Annotated in this window: 12 protein-coding genes; 11 read left to right on the top strand and 1 reads right to left on the bottom strand. The window is 68.3% G+C overall.

Going from position 1 to position 17,535, the window contains the following annotated elements:
* Positions 1–3: 3 nt before the first annotated feature.
* The 11 genes from D187_RS21225 to D187_RS21180 all read left to right on the top strand — a co-directional run bounded on the left by D187_RS21225 (position 4) and on the right by D187_RS21180 (position 12,157).
* Positions 4–1,317 (top strand): hypothetical protein, encoded by a 1,314-nt coding sequence (locus tag D187_RS21225; RefSeq protein ID WP_043430911.1) that lies wholly within the window; start codon positions 4–6, stop codon positions 1,315–1,317.
* Positions 1,305–2,789, top strand: coding sequence for a Dyp-type peroxidase (locus D187_RS21220; RefSeq protein WP_002622620.1), 1,485 nt, complete (start codon positions 1,305–1,307; stop codon positions 2,787–2,789). Before D187_RS21225 ends, D187_RS21220 begins: the two co-directional genes overlap by 13 nt.
* Before the next feature lie 142 nt (positions 2,790–2,931).
* Positions 2,932–3,108, top strand: coding sequence for a hypothetical protein (locus tag D187_RS56775; protein ID WP_002622618.1), 177 nt, complete (start codon positions 2,932–2,934; stop codon positions 3,106–3,108).
* A gap of 109 nt (positions 3,109–3,217) precedes the next feature.
* Complete coding sequence (locus D187_RS21215) at positions 3,218–4,537, top strand: amidohydrolase (protein WP_002622617.1); 1,320 nt, start codon at positions 3,218–3,220, stop codon at positions 4,535–4,537.
* A 205-nt stretch (positions 4,538–4,742) separates the two neighbouring features.
* Positions 4,743–5,075, top strand: a complete 333-nt coding sequence (locus D187_RS21210) for a hypothetical protein (protein ID WP_155893484.1) — start codon at positions 4,743–4,745, stop codon at positions 5,073–5,075.
* A gap of 224 nt (positions 5,076–5,299) precedes the next feature.
* Complete coding sequence (locus D187_RS50190; RefSeq protein WP_002622614.1) at positions 5,300–7,438, top strand: SulP family inorganic anion transporter; 2,139 nt, start codon at positions 5,300–5,302, stop codon at positions 7,436–7,438.
* A gap of 48 nt (positions 7,439–7,486) precedes the next feature.
* Complete coding sequence (locus D187_RS21200; RefSeq protein WP_002622613.1) at positions 7,487–8,374, top strand: SPFH domain-containing protein; 888 nt, start codon at positions 7,487–7,489, stop codon at positions 8,372–8,374.
* A 5-nt stretch (positions 8,375–8,379) separates the two neighbouring features.
* Positions 8,380–9,315, top strand: coding sequence for an SPFH domain-containing protein (locus D187_RS21195; protein ID WP_002622612.1), 936 nt, complete (start codon positions 8,380–8,382; stop codon positions 9,313–9,315).
* Positions 9,316–9,457: 142 nt separating this feature from the next.
* Entirely contained in the window at positions 9,458–10,210 is a 753-nt protein-coding gene (locus D187_RS21190) for a patatin-like phospholipase family protein (RefSeq protein ID WP_002622611.1), read from the top strand.
* Positions 10,211–10,863: 653 nt separating this feature from the next.
* Positions 10,864–11,397, top strand: a complete 534-nt coding sequence (locus D187_RS57980) for a DUF6310 domain-containing protein (RefSeq protein ID WP_245591776.1) — start codon at positions 10,864–10,866, stop codon at positions 11,395–11,397.
* Between the two features lies 1 nt (position 11,398).
* Positions 11,399–12,157: a DUF5953 family protein gene (locus D187_RS21180; protein WP_020918176.1), complete on the top strand. Its 759-nt coding sequence runs from the start codon at positions 11,399–11,401 to the stop codon at positions 12,155–12,157.
* Between the two features lie 71 nt (positions 12,158–12,228).
* Here D187_RS21180 and D187_RS21175 read toward each other — a convergent pair whose 3' ends face one another.
* Positions 12,229–17,502, bottom strand: coding sequence for a trifunctional serine/threonine-protein kinase/ATP-binding protein/sensor histidine kinase (locus D187_RS21175; RefSeq protein ID WP_020918175.1), 5,274 nt, complete (start codon positions 17,500–17,502; stop codon positions 12,229–12,231).
* Positions 17,503–17,535: the final 33 nt, after the last annotated feature.

The following is a 17,535-nucleotide window of genomic DNA, read 5'->3' as shown; positions in this document are numbered from 1 at the left end:
GCCATGAAGCGCAATGCATTGACGGTGCTCGTGCCCATCCAGCTCGAGCGCTTCCGTTCGCTGGAAAAGGTTCTGGAGAAGATCGGCCATGACATCCAGCACAACCCACACCTCTCGTTCGACGAGCTGAAGACCACCCACTTCCTGCGCTGGGTCATCATTCCTGGTCCCATGCTGGCGTTCGAGGCCAACTTCGACTGCACCGTGGAGGACTTCCTGCGGAACTTCGTGCGCCTGGCTGGGTGCACGCTGCGCGAGCACATCTATTGCCATTGCGCGCCACCGCTCCGAGCCGAGGACACGGATGAGGCCCTCGTGGGCTACTTGCTCGACCACGCGCTGAGCGAGCCCCTCTTCTTCCAGGGCTACCCGGGCATGAGCGTCGAGAGCATCGACAACGACGCCCGGGTACGGGAGCACATCCAAAGCTACCTCGATGAGGCTCGCGGGCAGTACCGGCCAGGGGGGGAGCATCAACTCCACGCGGACATCGGGCGATACCTCGAAGCGCGCGCATCCGCCCAGCAGCTGACCCTCGACCCCGAGCGGCCATCCTGGAAGAAGCGGCTGCTGCGCACGAGCGCCATGCGTGTCGGATTGGGCGTGCTCGCGCTGCCAGTGGCGCTCCCCACGGGACTGGCCTTGTTGGGGCTGAGGTTCGTGGAGGTCGCGGCGAATCGATTGAGGGGAGCACGCGGGGGGGCGACCCGCCCCACCTACCGCCTCAAGGGGCGCGAGAGACGGGGCAGGTTGCTCGAGCGCGAGGACTTCCAGACGCAGAACCAGCTCACGCACCTGGTGGACCTCAAGCCGGGCCTGTCTCGGCTGCTCCTGGTCAAGCTGGCGCTGTGGGTGTGGGGCTACTGGGCCAGGTACTCCTTCGCCGAGGGCCGCCTCGGGGGCATCGAGGGCATCCACTTCGCGCGCTGGATCCTCGTGCGCAACGAGGAGCCGCTCGAGGCGGGGCGCGCGAAGCACCGCCTGCTCTTCTTCAGCAACTACGATGGGAGCTGGGAGGACTACCTCGGCACGTTCGTGGACCGGGCGAGCATCGGGCTCACCACCATCTGGTGCAACACCGAGGGATTCCCCTCCATGCGGCTGCGCGTCTGGCCTCCACGTCTGGAGTTGGGTGCCGACCGCGAGGAGGAATTCAAGGAGTGGGTCCGCCAGCATCAGGTCTACACACAGGTCTGGTTCACCCGGCACCCGGACCTGAGCGTCTCCAACATCTACAACAACAGGAACATCCGCGCGAAGGCGAAGGCCCGCCTGTCCACGGAGCAGGTAAAGGAATGGCTGAGATGGCTCTCATGAAGAAGCAGCTCGATGGGCATGATATCCAGGCGATTGTCTTCGCCGGCTACGGCGACCTGCCGCGCGCGCGCTACGCGTTCCTCCGGGTGAAGCATCCGGAGCAGGCCAAGGCCTGGCTGCGGGAGCTGTCCGAGCAGGTCACCACGATGAAGCACCTCCAGAGGGCCAAGGAGAAAGGCCAGCGGAAGGACCATGCGGTGCATGTGGCCTTCACCGAGAAGGGTCTGGCGGCGCTCGGGCTGCCTCGGGAGGTGCGCGAGTCCTTCCTGCCGGAGTTCGTCGAGGGACAGACCAGTGCCCACCGTGCTCGTGCCCTCGGCGACACGGGCGCGAGCGCGCCGGACAAGTGGTGCTTTGGCGGGCCGGCCCGGAAGGGCGAGGAGGACAAGGAAATCCACCTCGTCCTCATGCTCTTCACCCCCGGGGACGAGCAGCACCTGGAAGAGATGGAAGCCCTCCACGCGCGCCACCGCGAGCGCTATGCCTCCGGACTGGGCGAGGTGTTCGTCCAGGACGCGTGCCTGCGGAGGATGGACGGCGAGGAGGGCACCCAGAACGGCTTCAAGGAGGCGTTTGGCTTCCGGGATGGCATCACCCAGCCCACCATCGAGGGCACTCCAGCGAAGCCCGGACAGACACCGCCCATCAAGGCGGGAGAATTCATCCTCGGCTACGAGAACGCATACGGGCAGCTGCCCTCCTCTCCCACCGTGTCCGCGGAGCAGGATTCGCGCGGGCTCCTCCCCTCGCTCGAAGGCTCGTCCCGGAAGGACCTGGGATGCAATGGCACCTACCTGGTGCTGCGCAAGCTGCGGCAGGACGTCGAGTCCTTCGAGCGTTTCCTGCACGAGCACTCGCGGGATTCCGTGGACCCCCAAGGCGATGCCCATCGGCGCGAGTTGCTGGCCGCGAAGCTGATGGGGCGTTGGCGCAGCGGTGCACCGCTCTCCCTGTGCCCACAACGGGATGACAAGGAACTCGGACTGGACACCACGCGCAACAACGACTTCCTGTATGGGAATGACCCGCATGGGCTGCGCTGCCCCGTGGCCTCGCACATCCGCCGGAGCAACCCCCGCGACACGCTCGTGCCGGATTCGAGCAAGACGTCGCTGAAGGTCTCGGACCGTCGGCAGCTCATCCGGCGGGGCCGGCCCTACCAGGACCCCGATGGTGAGCAGGGCATGGTGTTCGTCGCGCTCAACGCGAACATCCAGCGCCAGTTCGAATTCATCCAACAGAGTTGGATGAACAACCCCAAGTTCGGAGGGCTCTACGACAGCAGGGATCCCATCGCCGGAAACAACCACGACCCCGAGGTGGAGGGTGCTCGCGCGGAGAACTACGCGGTGAGCATCCCCGCCGAGCCCGTGCGCCAGCGCATCACCGGCGTGCCCCGCTTCGTCCACGTCCGGGGGGGTGCCTACTTCTTCCTGCCAGGAATCCGAGCCCTCCGCTTCCTGGCTTCGTGAACGGCGCCCTCGCGCGGGGGACACGGCCCTCCCGCTCGGGGGGCATCCAGGCAAGGCAAGAACATCACCCCCGCCCCTGCGTGCCAGCCCGCCCCGCCATGCGCACCTTCCAGGGAATAACCCTTCACGGAAGAGGCGAGACATGAACAAGAAGAACCTCGACGAGAAGCAGGTTCCCCGCCAAGGGAAGGCGGAGCAGGACGAGCCCATCCGTCACAAGGGCGCGGACCGCTCCACCGAGGAGGAGAAGCGCTCCGGCCCTCAGCCCGACGGCAATGGCGCCACGGGTGAGCCGGCGGCGTTCCCTCCGCACAACTGAGCACACAACTGAGCAACTGAGTACACGGGGTGGGAGGCAGGGGAGCGGGACGCGGCCAGCACGGGGGTGCTGGGCGGAGTCCCCTCCACGGGAGTACGACGTCGCCACCATGAAAACACTCCCCCTCCTGCCGCTGTGCCTCGCCGCGACGCTCGGGCTCCCCGCAGCCACGCATGCCGCGACGAATCCCGCCCCCGTGCTCGCCGGCCTCGACGCGCTCTATCCCGAGTTGGATGGCCTCTACCGCGACCTGCACCAGCACCCCGAGCTGTCCCTCCAGGAAGAGAAGACGGCGGCGAAGCTGGCCGGGCGCATGCGCCAGCTCGGCTTCGAGGTGACGCAGAAGGTGGGCGGTCACGGAGTGGTGGCCGTGCTGCGCAATGGCCAGGGCCCCACCGTGCTGCTGCGCACCGACCTGGACGCCCTGCCCGTCGAGGAGAAGACGGGGCTGCCCTACGCCAGCCAGGTGAAGATGAAGGACGACGCGGGCCAGAGCGTGCCCGTCATGCATGCCTGCGGACATGACGTCCACATGACGGTCTGGCTGGGCACCGCCACGCTGCTCGCGCGCGCGAAGGAGCGCTGGCGCGGCACGCTCGTCATGGTGGGCCAACCCGCCGAGGAGCGCGGCAGCGGGGCGAAGCGGATGCTCGGCGACGGCCTCTACAAGCGCTTTCCCAAGCCCGACTTCGCCCTCGCCGTGCACAACAGCGCCACCGCCGCGGCGGGCACCGTCGAATACGTGCCCGGCTATGCCCTGGCGAGCGTGGATTCGATCGACATCACCCTGCACGGCAAGGGCGGCCATGGCGCCTATCCCCACACCACGGTGGACCCCATCGTGCTCGCCGCCCGCACCATCCTCTCGTTGCAGACCATCGTGAGCCGGGAGAAGTCTCCCCTGGAGCCCGCGGTGGTGACGGTGGGCTCCATCCACGGCGGCACCACGCACAACATCATCCCGGACGCCGTGAAGCTCCAGCTCACCGTGCGCAGCTACAAGCCCGAGGTGCGCCAGCAACTCTTCACCGCCATCGAGCGCGTGGTGAACGCCGAGGCCCAGGCCGCCGGCGCCCCGCGCAAGCCCGACATCGCCATCGCCGAGGGCACGCCCGCCACCTACAACGATCCCGAGCTGACGAAGCGGCTGGCGGAGGCCCTGTCGCGCATGCTCGGCGCCCCCAACGTGAACGAGGGCCAACCCGTCATGGGCGGCGAGGACTTCTCCGAGTACGGCCTGGCTGGCGTCCCCTCGGTGATGCTCCGAGTGGGCACGGTGGAACCCAAACGGCACGCGCAGGCCAAGGCTTCGGGCGAAACCCTTCCTTCCCTGCATTCGCCCCTCTTCTCGCCCGATCGCGAACGCACGCTGCGCACCGGCGTCACCACCTTGACCACGTCCGCCCTGGAGCTACTGGGCGCGCCGTAGCGCTCCCCACGAGTTGAGCCTGATGGATGCGACTCATTAGATTCCCTCAACTACTTTCGGGTGAAACGAATCCATCCATCATCCACTTTTCTTTGTAGGAATGAGAAAAGTCCTGGTGCGTTTGACTTGCACATGACCTGCCCAGAGGTGTTAGAAGAATGGGTTTTGGCTGGTTTTACCGCCTGTGTGGGGGGCACCAAGACCGATGAGGCGCGTCATCCATCACATGCTGCTGGGGTTGCTGGTGTTCGGGCTGGTCGGCCCGCTCACCGCCTACACCTGGAAGCTGGCCGTCCGCAGTGCCGCGGCGACCGAGGAGACGCAGGAATCACTCGACAAGGATTTCACGCTCTCGCGCATCATGGCGCGGCTGTCGGGGGTACGCCGCCTGCCTCCGCGTCCTCCTCGAGAGACCCCGCATGTGCGGCACGAGCGCCGCGCGCGGGTGCTGCCGCCCGCCCAGGTCATCACCCCCCGGCAGGTGATGGTGTGGCGGCCCTCGAATCCAGTCCCGGACGAAGAGCCCTTCTGTCGCTGAGCGGACTGCGCTCACGCCCGACGTCCGCCCGGTGCCAGCGCCCCGGGTGCTGATGCGCGCGCGTGCGTGACGGGCCCGCGTGCCCGCGCGGCGCTCCGCCACGTCCACCCTCCACCCCGCCTCCGCGTGCGGGAAGGCACTCCCGTGTCCTTCCCTCTCGCCTGGCGGCCTTCCCCCTGGCTGCGTGCCCTCTGGCACGTGCCGATCCGCACACGTGTATGCCCATGCAACGAGCCCGTGAGAAGAATGCCCTGACGCGCGAGAAGAGTGCCCTGACGCGCGCCCGGCGCCTGCCCGCGCCAAGGCCCCTGTCGCGCGTCCTGGAGAGACAACGCCCCCCGCCCTCGGAGGACGGCTTCGGCGCCGAGTGGCGCTCGGTGCGCCGCTACCTGGTGGACTCCTGGAAGGACGTGGTGCGCTTCATTCCCCAGGACGTGCTGTCGGGTGTCACCGTGGCGGCGGTGGCGCTGCCGCTCAACCTGGCCCTGGCGGTGGCCAGCGGCCTGCCCCCCTCGGCGGGCCTCATCGCCGGCGTGGTGGGCGGCGGCATCGCGGCGATGATGGGTGGCACGCCCCTGCAGGTGACGGGCCCCGCCGCGGCGCTGTCCACCATGGTGTTCGCCCTGGTCGCCCGCTTCGGCGTGGCGGGTGCGGCGGCCGCCGCCATGGCCGTGGGCTGCATGCAGTTGTTGCTCTCCCTCGGACGCGCCGGCCGGCTGATGAAGTACGTACCTGAGTCGGTGCTCGCCGGCTTCACCACGGGCGTGGGCATCAAGCTGCTCGATCAACAGATTCCCGAGCTGCTCGGCTTCGACTACCGGGTGTTCGAGCTCGCGCAGATGATGCACCGGCCGGAGTGGCTGCACGAGGTGTCCTGGCTGTCGACGCTGTCGGGCCTCGCGGTGGCCTTCCTGGTGGTGGCCGCGCGGCACCTCAAGCGCTTCCCGGCGGCGCTGGTGGGCGTGGGCATCGTCACGGCGCTGGCCAGCTACCTCGGCTGGGACATCGCCCGCGTGGGCGAGGTCCCCTCCAGTCTCCCCCCGCCCCGGCTGCCGGACCTGCAGGGCCGGTGGCTGGAGTTGTTCGCCGCGGCCCTGCCGCTCGGCATCCTCGCCGCGGCCGAGTCGCTGCTGTCCGCGCGGGTCACCGACCGCATGGCGCCCACCTCCCGACCCCACCAGCCCACGCTGGAGCTGCTGGGCCAGGGCCTGGCCAACCTGGGCTCCGGAGTGATGGGCGGCATGCCCGTCACGGGCGTGGTGGTGCGCTCGGGTGTCAACGTGCAGAGCGGAGGCCGCACCCGCCTCGCCGCCTTCCTGCACTCCGCGTCCCTGCTCTTCGTGATGCTGTACCTGTCGGATCAGATCGCCAAGGTGCCGCTGGCGGGCCTGGCGGGGCTGCTCTGCGTGGTGGGCCTGCGCCTGGTGGAGGTGGGCACGCTCGTGCACCTGTGGAAGGAGGAGCGGGTGGAGGCGGTGGCCTTCCTCGTCACCGCGGGGGGCACGTTGAGCGGCCACCTGGTGGAGGGCCTCACGGGCGGCATGGTGATTCACGCGGTGGGGGCTTGGATGCACCGGCGTCGGCACAAGCCGCACCCGAGCGCGCCCTCCGTGGAGCAGAAGCAGCAGGGCGTGCGCGCGGTGCTCTCGCGGGCCCACGCCGAGGCGCGGCACCCGAGCCACCTGGAGGCCTCGCCGCACTCGCTCGGCTGGCTGCGGCACATCAAGTCCCGGCCCCTCATGTCGAACTCCTCGTTCGTCCACCCGCAGGCGGCGGTCATCGGCCGGGTGGTGCTCGGCGACCACGTGCACATCGCCGCGGGCAGCTCGGTGCGCGCGGACGAGGGCACGCCCTTCCACATCGGCGCCAACTCCAACATCCAGGACGGCGTGGTCATCCACGCCCTCAAGGAGCGCAAGGTGGTGGTGGGCGGCGAGGAGTGGGCGGTGTACGTGGGCAAGAACGTCTCCATGGCCCACAACGCCCTGGTGCACGGCCCCTGCTACATCGGGGATGACACCTTCGTGGGCTTCAAGGCGGTGGTGCACGACGCCGTCGTCGGCAGCCACTGCTACATCGGCATCGGCGCCATCGTGGTGGGCGTGGAGGTGCCGGACGGCAGGTTCGTCCCCCACGGCTCCATCGTGGACACCGCGGAGAAGGCCGAGCGCCTGCCGCCGGTGAGCGAGGCCCACCGCGAGTTCAACGAGGACGTGGTGGACGTCAACCGCGGCCTGGCCGCCGCCTACCGCACCCAGGACGGCGAGGTCCGGCAGACCACGCGTCCCCTGACAACCCACAACAACACCGAGCCCAAGTCCGGGTGGACGAACTGGCGGCGCGCCCGTGACGAGCGCTTCTGAGCGCGGGGCCCCTGTGAACGACAACCTTTCCTACGGAGTCACACGAACATGTTCTTGATGGGAATCCTGATGGGCGCGACGGTCTACGGCGCCTATGTGCTGTCCCGCTGCTTCTTCCGCGTGGAGGAGGGACACCTGTCGGTGCTCACCGCTCTCGGCGCGGCGCGGACCGAGTCGGATGGCAAGACGCTGCGCACCTGGGGGCCAGGGCTGCACCGCAAGCTGCCCTGGGAGAAGGCGCATGACATCCCCATGATGGAGCAGGCGCTGGAACTGGCCGGCGAGAAGGGGGGCCAGACGGCCATGACGGGAGATGGCACGGTGCTGCGCTTCGACAGCACCCTGCGCTACGTGCCCGTGCGCGACAGCCTGGGCCACTTCCTCTTCGGCCTGCGCGCGCCGGTGGAGCACATCACCGGGCTGTTCTCCTGCCTGTTGCGCAACGAGATCGCCAACTTCCACGCCCCCGCCGCGGGTCCGGAGACGGTGAGCGGCGCGCTGGCCGCGACGCACCAGACGGGTGAGAACTCCTACGCGCTCATCCGCCGCGAGCGCCGGCTGCTCAGCCAGCGCATCGAGGCGTTCTGCCACAAGGAGATCGGCCGCAAGTACGGCGTGCAGTTCGTCGGCGTGGACCTCACGGACGTGCTGCCGCCGGACGAGCTGGACAGCGCGCTCAACGCCGTCATCGCCGCGCAGAACGAGTCGGACGCGGCCTATGCGCGCGCCGGAGCGGAGTGCCAGCAGCGCGTGCTCGCCGCCGCGCGCGGCGTGGAGATCGCCCGGGCGCGTGCCGCGGCGACCGAGACGGAAATCCTCAAGCTGGGCGAGTTCCTCTCGGAGCTCGACCGGCAGAACACCCTCCACCTCTACGTGTCGCGCCGCCGGTCCGAGGTCATGTCCGAGTCGCGCACCGTCTACCTCAAGGGACAATAACCCCCATGAACTCGAGCCAACTGCTTCAACTCATCGGCGGTATCGTCGCGGGCCTGTGCACCCTCCCCTTCCTGATTGGACTGGGGAAGCTCTTCGGCCTCCAGGTGGAGGACGAGGAGACGGTGCTCGTCACGCGCTTTGGCAAGCTGGAGAAGACGCTGAACAAGCCGGGCTGGCACTGGGTGCCCGAGCGCGTGCTGCCCTGGGTGCGCACGTTCCCGGTGAGCCGGGCGCGCGACTTCCGCGACATCACCAACATCCAGGTCAACGACGCGCGCGGCACCACGGTCATCGTGGACCTGTGGCTGGAGTTCCGCGTGGCGGATCCGGCGCGCGCGCTCTTCGGGGTGGCGGACTGGGACAAGTCGCTCCGGGCGCTCGTCACCCACGCGGCGCTGTCCATCCTCGGCAACCGCTCGTTCGAGCACATCCTGTGTGACCGCAGCGAGCTGGGCGAGAAGGTGCGCCAGGACATCCAGGACGAGACGCAGCGCTGGGGCCTGGAAGTGGAGCGGGTGCTCATCCGCAACGTGAGCCTGCGCCCCGAGGTGGCCCAGCAGGTGTTCGACACGCTGTCGGCGCGGCTCGAGCGCGCCACGGCGGAGGTGGAGGAGGAGGGACGCCAGCGCGTGGCGCTCCTGGACGCGCAGACGAGCGCCCAGGTGGCGGCGCTGGTGGCCGAGGCCAAGGGCCAGTACCCGGCGGCGGTGGGCCGTGCCTTCACGGTGCTGGGCAAGCAGTCGCGGGTGCTCCACGCCTACAACGAGCTGTACTCGCTCTCCCAGGTGCGCCCGCACCGCACCGTGGCCTTCCACGGCTTCGAGGGCGACGCGCTCCGGGCCGTCGACGCGGCGATGCTCCCCACCACCACCAATGGCTCTCAGGAGCTGGAAGTCCCGGCGCTGCGCCCCAACGGGGACGAGCGCAAGGTCGAGGCCTGAGCGTCTCTCGGCTCAGGTAGCTCAACGACTCGGCCGTGATGAGTTCGGGCGATCCGGGGGCCCTCGAGTGGGGCTCAGCGGACGGGTGGGACCTTGGTGCGATATAGTAGAGGGTGCACCGAGCGCCGAGGTCCATGAACCCATGAGCAGCATCGTCCTGAACAGGAGAGAGCCTGCGCCAACGGAGTCCCCGGGCATTCCGCTGCCGTCCATTTCCTTCGCCGGGTGCGCGTGGCTCATCTCGTACCATCTCGGCGTCATCGATGTGGCGCGCGAGGTGTGCGACCTGTCGCGGACGACGTTCCTGGGGGCCTCCTCTGGAAGCCTGGCGGCGATCCTGGCGGCCGCGGAAATCAAGACGGCGGACGCACTGGACTTCATCATCACGATGGTGCGAGACGCGGAGCCGAGGTGGTTGGGACCCTTCGGGCGGATGAGCCAGACGGTGACCGCGGGCCTGCGGCGGCTGATGCCCGAGGACGCCTATCTGCGCGTGCGGGGGCGGGTCCACATCTCGGTGACCCGCCTGCCGACCCTGCGCAACCTGCTGCTGCCAGAGCGCGAACTCCGCTCGAACGAGGAGCTGCTCCGCATCGCGCTCGCGTCCTGCTACATCCCCCTGTACTACGAACGGCCCGTCTTCTACGGCGGCTTTCCCGCGCTGGACGGAGGGGCCTCGAACAACTTGCCCCAACTGGATGCCCACACGGTTCTGGTCTCCCCTATACCTTCCTTCCAGCGCAAGCGGTTCGACATCTTCCCCAAGGAGGAGCCACCGCTGATCACCGCGCTCCTTCCTCGGGTGACGATCGTCGAGCGCTTGTTCGAGCAAGGCCGCGAGGATGGGCTGGAGTTCTTCACGACGACGCTCGCGGCGCGTGCGCGCCCCGAATGACCCGGGCCGTCCAGGTCGAACCAGGCGGCGTAGTTGGACAAGGAGACGACAACGAGTTCTCGACCCGATAAGGCCTCGCCCGGGTCCTCGACCGCGGTAGTGCCACTGCCCACGGCTCTTGCCTTGCTCGCGGTGGGCTTGACCCACTCCCCCACGCTTGATTGAAAGGGCGTGGCCATGAGGTTACTCGTTTGTAGCGCCCTCCTGCTCCTTGTCGTCGGCTGCGCGAGCGTGCCCGCCGCTCCGGCGATGCCACGGCCCCACGCCTTCGTTCCGACTCCTTCCCCAAGCCCGAGCATCCGCTTCGTGTCCGCGCCGATGGACCCGGTGCAGCCAGGGCCGCGGATTGGAAGGGCGGACCTGGAGCAGGCCCGGACCCTGTTGTCTCGGGCGCGCAGTGACCTGGAGCCGCGTCAATGGGAAGCGTTGGATCGCAAGCTGACCGCAGCGGAACGGGCCTTCGAGCGCTTTTCCACAGCCGCGAAAGCGAGCGGGCAAGCCGCCGAGGTGGTGAGGGGGGCGGAGGGTGTCGCGCAGGCGGGACGCGCCAGGACGTTGGCTGAAGTCCTCCCCAGAGTGGGCCCGTTGCTCGTGGGCCTCGTCCTGCTCCACCCCTCCAGCACCGCCGGGCCGGAGATCGACCGTCGCCCAGAGTGGGTGGACGCTCAAGGAGAGTACGAGGCCCGGCTGCGGGAGGTTTCGAAGGCCTCGCGGCAGCTCATGGTGGAACGGAGGCTCAGCCTCGTGCGGCGAAAACACCGGCCCGGGAGCCGGCACCGCGAAAGCAGCCCGCGACCGCCCTCACCCAGGAAGAAGACGACCCAAGATGCAAGCCCATCCCCTTGCCGCGCCACCGTGGCGGGCATGACCCGCACAACGAATGCGCCGACAAGATGCCGGGCAACACCTTCCCGGGTGGGGATGTGTATGTGAATGGGAAAAACTTCGACGCGCTGCAGCTGGCCACGCGCACGCTCTGGGAGGTCAAAACGGATGACTTCGAGGAACAACCGCCTCGCTCGCAGCAGTTCTTCGTTGAAATGAAGTTGCCGGAAATACAGCGAGAGCGAAGGCTTGCCGAGGAATGTGGCTTTAAATTTGTCGTCGGCGTTCGTAGCGAAGCACATAAGGCAGCTCTGTTCCGAGCAGACCCCAGTCTCGATATAGTAGTCATGAACTGGCGTTGAAATGTCAGACGCAAAAAAATCCCTCACCCTCAATATCTACGCACCTTCACTCATGAATCGTGATGAGCGCAGACTTGCCATCGTTCATGGGATGGAACGAGCTTTCCCTGGTTTGCGCCTTGGATGGACGATGTCCAAGGAGGAAGGACTCGTTTCCCTGCCCCAACGAGATGAATGGGTCGAGAGAGAGAGAACAGATGGGGATTTTCCATTTCTCTGTAATGACGATGACAACCATGTCGTGACACTAGGCGGATGGGAAATCCCGGCGGGCCGTTATCCGGGCGCCCAGCCGCAGCTTCAAATCCATGCGATGTTGCCGCTGGAAGAAGCCGCTATCGCCGCCGCGAAAGGTGTATTGGCAGGTGTGGCAGAGGGTGCACAGGCTTTGTGGGGGCACATAACACCGGGAAATGTGATGCTCGTCATTGCGGAGCAGATGGGGCCGAAGATGTATGGGCCACCAAAGCCACCACGGGGGTTGCCAGCGCTCAAGCTCCCAAACGCCATCCCCGCGCCCGAGATTCCACATTGTCTCGGGTGGCTGAACTACTGGTCTGACGCTGCCTCACAGACCATCGGGTTCCCGGATCCCGCCCGCGACGAGGAACTGCTCTCGCGGGCGCGGCGCACGCCATCGGGCGGGTGGGTCGTGCCGCTCACGGATGCGCCGCTCGACCTGGACAACCCCGCCCACCTGGAAGCGCTCAAACGGGCCTACGAGCGCTTCCCGGAGATCGGCGGACGCGCAGCCTCTTGAGGCCGGCACGGCTCTCCTCTCCAACCCCCGGGTGTCGCTGGACAACAACCCGTTCGAGAATCGCCTCCCTGTCAGAGAGGCCGCGTGAGTGGGAGCTCGAGCGTGGCCGTGGCGCCCTTGCCGGGGCCATCGCTCTCCAGCAGCAGACGGCCCCCCATCACCTGCGCCGCCAGCGCGCTCGAGTGCAGGCCAAAGCCATGCCCCTCCTCGCGGGTGGTGAAGCCGAGCGCGAAGAGTTGCTTGTGGAGTTCCCGCGCGAAGCCCTTGCCGCTGTCCACCACCTGAATCCGGGCCACGCTCCCCTCAACCGTGAGCCGCACGCACAGGTGACGTCGCCCCTCGGGGACCTCGGCCATGGCGTCCTTGGCGTTGCTCAGGAGGTTGATGAGGATCTGCAGCACCTTGTGCTTGTCCACCTGCATCCTGGGGGCGTCGTTGAACTCGCGCGTCACGGAAACACCGTGACGCTGCAGCGTGGCCAGCTGGAAGCGCAGGCTGTCCTCGATGAGCTGGGTGAGCTCCCACTCACTGAGGATGAGTGACGTCCTGGCGTAGTCCTGCTGCACCCGGATGATGGCGTGGATGTGCTCGAGATGCAGACCCATCTCGTTCAGGTTCGTCTGGAGTTGGATCCGCTCCTGACGGAGCTCCTCGGTGAGTGCCCGCAGGTAGTCCGGCAGGAGGCGGCCCCTCGGGTCGCGCGTCAGGAAGCCCACCAGGTCCGCCTGGTGCTCCTTGAGCAGGGCGGAGAGTTGAGCCGCCCGCTCGAAGCGCGAGGCCGCGACCCCGGAGCGCATCAGATCCAGGTTGATGACGGCGCTGGTGAGCACGTTGCCCACGTTGTGCAGCACGTCCGAGGCGACCTCGGCCATGCCCGCCGCACGGGCCGTGTCCACCAGCTGGGCCTGGGCCTGCTTGAGTTCGCGCGTGCGCTCCTCCACCCGCCGCTCCAGCTCGTCGTTGGCGCAGCGCAGGGCGGCCTCGGTGCGCTGAAGCTCGGCGTACAGCCGGGCGTTCTCGATGGAGATGGCGGCCTGCGAGGCGAGCTGCCCCAGCAACAGGATGCGCTCCGGCGTGAACGCCCCGGAGGCGAACCGGTTCTCCAGGTACATCACCCCCGACAGCGACTCCTGGCGCATCAGCGGCAGGCAGAGCACGGACCTGGCTCCACCGTGCTCGAGGTAGGGCTCGCCCGAGAACGGGTGAGGCGCCGCCGCGTCGCCAATGAGCACATGCTCGTGCGTGCGCCGGACGTAGGAGAGGATCGTCCAGGGCAGAGCGGCCCGCGTGCCGCCCGAGTCCTCCGTGTCGACCACGACCTCGAGCTTGTCACCGCGCGGCAGCAGCAGGGCTCCCCGCTGGGCCCCCGCGTTCTCGGTGGCGACCCGAATGAGCGTGGACACCAGCCGCTCGAGGACGATCTCGCTGGAGATGGCCTGCTGAGCCTTGACCACGGCGAGCGCGTCGATCTCCCGGGACTCCGAGGAGGAGGTGGTGGTGCCACTCTTGGGTACCGCCGGGCTCAGCAGGGACGGCCACAGGGCGTCCAACTGCTTGACCTTGCCCTGGGCGCCCCACTGCGCGTATGCCTCCCGGGCCTGGCGCGCGTAGGCCTCCGCGATGAAAGGGGCCTGCCGCTTGCGGTAGAAGTTCGCCGCCAGCTCGCACACCAAGGCCACGTGGTGGATGAAGCCGTGGTCGCGCGCCGAGCGAAGGGCCTCCTCGTACGCGGGGAGCGCCTGCTCCAGGCTGCCCCGGACGCGGGCCAGTTCCGCGAAGACCAGCCGCTCGAGCGCGCGGAAGGTCTCGGGGCAGTGACATGCCCACTCCTCGAGCTGTCGCCCATGCGCCTCGGCGGCCTCGAGGTAGCGCCGCCGCTCCTCCTCCGTCGCGCCCTCGCAGCACGCGACCAGGGTGAGGGCGCGGAAGAGGTGGAAGTCCAGGAGCGGGATGATGCCGATGAAGGACCAGATGAACGCCGCCGCCCTGTCCCCCGCCTCGCGGGCCTCCGCGTAGGAGCCGCACATGAATCGCGCCTGCATCTTGGAGAGCCAGTACTGGCACACCATGCTGCTCATGTGGGCCGGCGACAACGAGGCCTCGAGGGCCTTCTCGTCGAACCCCTCCCCATCCAGCGTGCCGAACGTGGGCGAGTGGCCCCGCAGTGTCTGCATGTAGCGCAGGACGATGAGGGTGGTATCCACCACCCCCACGAAGCCCGTCTTGCGCATGAAGTCCATCCGGGCGAGCGCGTCCTGGTAGACGTCATCCAGGGGGTGCCCCATGGCCTGCCGGTTCCAGACGACATGGCCGACGATGTAACAGGCGAACAGGTAGTCGTTGCTCTGGACCGCGTGCTGGAAGGCATTCAGCGCGTGCGCGTGCGACTCGGCCAGGGGCCGGCACCAGTAGCTGATCATCTCCAGGTTGAAGAGCGCTCGGACCCGCTCCTGGGTCAGGTCGTATCGATCGACGAGCGCGCGGGCGAGCACGCCATAGGCGTAGCCCTCCTGATAGCTCTTGAAGAACGTCCCGAGCAGGATGCCGAGCGAGCTGTAGCCGATCGCCGACTCGTTGGTGTTGCCGTAGCGCAGGCTCAGGGAGACCATCCGGCAGACATGGAGGACGAGCAGGTTGTTGTCGGTGAAGTAGGCGGAGGGGAACAGGCGGCCCAGGACGCCCATCACCTGCTTCATGTCCGCGTCCGTCATCAGCGGCAGCTCGACGAGGCTCTCGATGGAACGGCCACCCAGCAGGGCCTGGACCTCCTCCCGGGCGGCCACGGCCTCCTCCCAGGAGGGATGCGGAGACATCGGCATGCCCAGCAGGGTCAGTCCCTCCAGGAGGCAGGTGACGGAGGCCTCGATCTCGCCGGCGATGAGGTGCACCTCATGCCTCAAGGTGTAGGCGGCGGCGATGTCCGCCCGGCTCCGTGTCCGCGAGCACAGCTCCTCCAGCAGGCGGCGGGCCTCGGCGAGATTGCCGCTCATGAGCTCGCTGCTCGCCCGATCCAGCCGCACCTTGAAGGCCAGCGCGGGGTCCAGCACCCAGGGATCGCCCGGGATGAGCGAGAAGGCCATCGCGAGATAGGCGGCGGCCGAGCCGTGCGCGCTGGAGGCCCGGGCCTTCCAGCCCGCCTCGGCGTTGAGGCGCGCGAGACGATGGCGCTCCTCGTGGCCGCTGATGAGCACCACCCCGGTGTTGAGCTGGCTCACGATCTCGAAAAGCCTCTCGCGCACCTCCTCGGCGGACAGGCGCTCCAGCAGCAGGCGCCCGATGCGCACGTGGATCGCCTGGCGCTCGCCTTCGGGGATGAGGGCATGCGCCGCCTGCTGGATGCGATCATGCAGGAACCGGTACTGCTCCGAGGCGCTGCGCACCACCAGGCTCGCCTGGAGCGCCGGCTCGAGGCCCCGCTCCACCTCGTCCGCCTCCAGGCCGGCGATGAGGGCCAGCATCCCGAGTGAGAAGCTGTTGCCCACGCACGCCGCCAGGGGGAGCAGGTGCTGGGTGCTCGCGGAAAGCTGGTGCAGGTTGCGCGCCATGAAGTCGACGATGTTGTCGGAGTACCCGCGGGCCCGCACGCCCTCGACATCCCAGCGCCAGCCCCCTCCGGGCGTGCGGACGAGGAGGCCATCGTGGTGCAACGCCTGCATCAACTGCAGGAGGAAGAACGGGTTGCCGCCGGTCTTCTCGTACACCTGTTCCGACAGGGGCAGGATGACCTCCGCCCCCGCGCCCGGGAGCGCATCGCCCACGAGGTGCTGGAGTTGCTCCAGGCTCAGCGGCGCGAGCTGGAGGTCGATCACCGCGACCTTCGCCCTGCGCACCTCCCCGAGCGTCATCATCAGCGGGTGGGAGGGGCTGACCTCGTTGTCCCGGTAGGCCCCGATCCACAGCGCCGCTGGCGCCTCCTCCGCGGTGAGCAGGGACTGGAGGAGCCGGAGGCTGGCCAGGTCCGCCCACTGCAAGTCATCCAGGAACATGACGAGCGGGTGCTCGGCGGTGGCGAAGACGCCGAGGAAGCGGAGGAACACCAGGTTGAAGCGGTGCCGTGCCTCGGCGGGCGGAAGCTCCGGGACCGCCGGCTGCGGGCCCAGCAGGAGCGAGAGCCGTGGAACCAGCTCCACGAGGACCTGGCCGTTGCCCTGGAGGGCCTCCCGCAGGCGATCACGCCACCGGGCCACCTCCTCGTCGGTGCTCGCCAGCAACTGGCGCACCAACCCCTGGATGGCCTGGGCCAGGGTGGCGTAGGGAACATCCCGCTGGAGCTGATCGAACTTGCCGCTCAGGAAAAACCCGCGCCGCTCAACCACGGGCTTGTGCAGCTCGTGGACCACCGACGACTTGCCGATGCCGGAGTAGCCGCGGACCAGGATGAGCTCGGGCCGGCCTCCGCGCGCGATTCGCTCGAAGCCCTGGAGCAGGGTGGCGACGTGGGTGTCTCGCCCGTAGAGCCGCTGGGGGAGCTGGAAGCGGCTGGGGATGTCCCGCTTGCCCAGCACGAAGAGCTCGAGGGTGCCCCGGCGCAGGCACTCCCCGCACTCCGCGAGGTCGTGCCGCAGCCCCTCGGCGCTCTGGTAGCGCTCCTCGGCGACCTTGGCCAGACACCGCATCACGATCGCGGACAGCACGGGTGGGACGCTGGCGACGAGTTCGTGCGGAGGCCTCGGCAGCTGGGCCATGTGCGCATGGAACCACTCGAGCGCGTCACGCCCCTGGAAGGGCCGGACACCCGTGAGCAACTCGTAGAACGTCACGCCCAGCGAGTAGAAGTCGGTGCGGTAGTCCACCACGCGGTTCATGCGCCCCGTCTGCTCCGGGGACATGTAGGCCAGCGTTCCCTCGATCAGGTGGGTCGGCGCCGCGTCCACATGCTCGGTGCGCTGGAGGGTGGCGGCGCCAAAGTCGATGATGCGCGGCTCGCCCGAGGGCATGACGATGATGTTGGAGGGCTTGATGTCCTTGTGGATGACTCCCCGGAGGTGAATCTCCGCCAGGGTCGAGGTCAGGCAGACGGCCAGCTCGAGGAAGCGGGTGAGCTCGAAGGGCTGGCCCACCGCCTCGGAGAGGGCCACCCCCTGCACCTCCTCCAGCACCAGGACGGGGCGGCCGTTGACCCGCTCGCAACCATGGGGCCGGGTGACGCCACGCACGCCCAGCAGCCTCCGCAGGATGTTGTGCTCCCGGCGGTACCGCTCGTCCTCGCGCGGGCCAGCACAGGGGCCCACGGGCGTCTTGATGATGACCGACGCACCATCCGCCTCGCGCACCGCCTGGAACAGCAGGTTCGAGTCGGTGGCGCGGACCGGACGACGGAGCGTGTAGCCTGGAAGGTTCAACATGGGTGGAGTCCACCCCCAGGGCCGCGCTCACGC

The sequence above is a fragment of the Cystobacter fuscus DSM 2262 genome (assembly GCF_000335475.2).
In the GTDB taxonomy this organism is placed as follows: Bacteria; Myxococcota; Myxococcia; order Myxococcales; family Myxococcaceae; genus Cystobacter; species Cystobacter fuscus.
The sequence above is the reverse complement of the archived record's forward strand: the minus strand, read 5'-3'. Positions and strand labels throughout refer to the sequence as shown.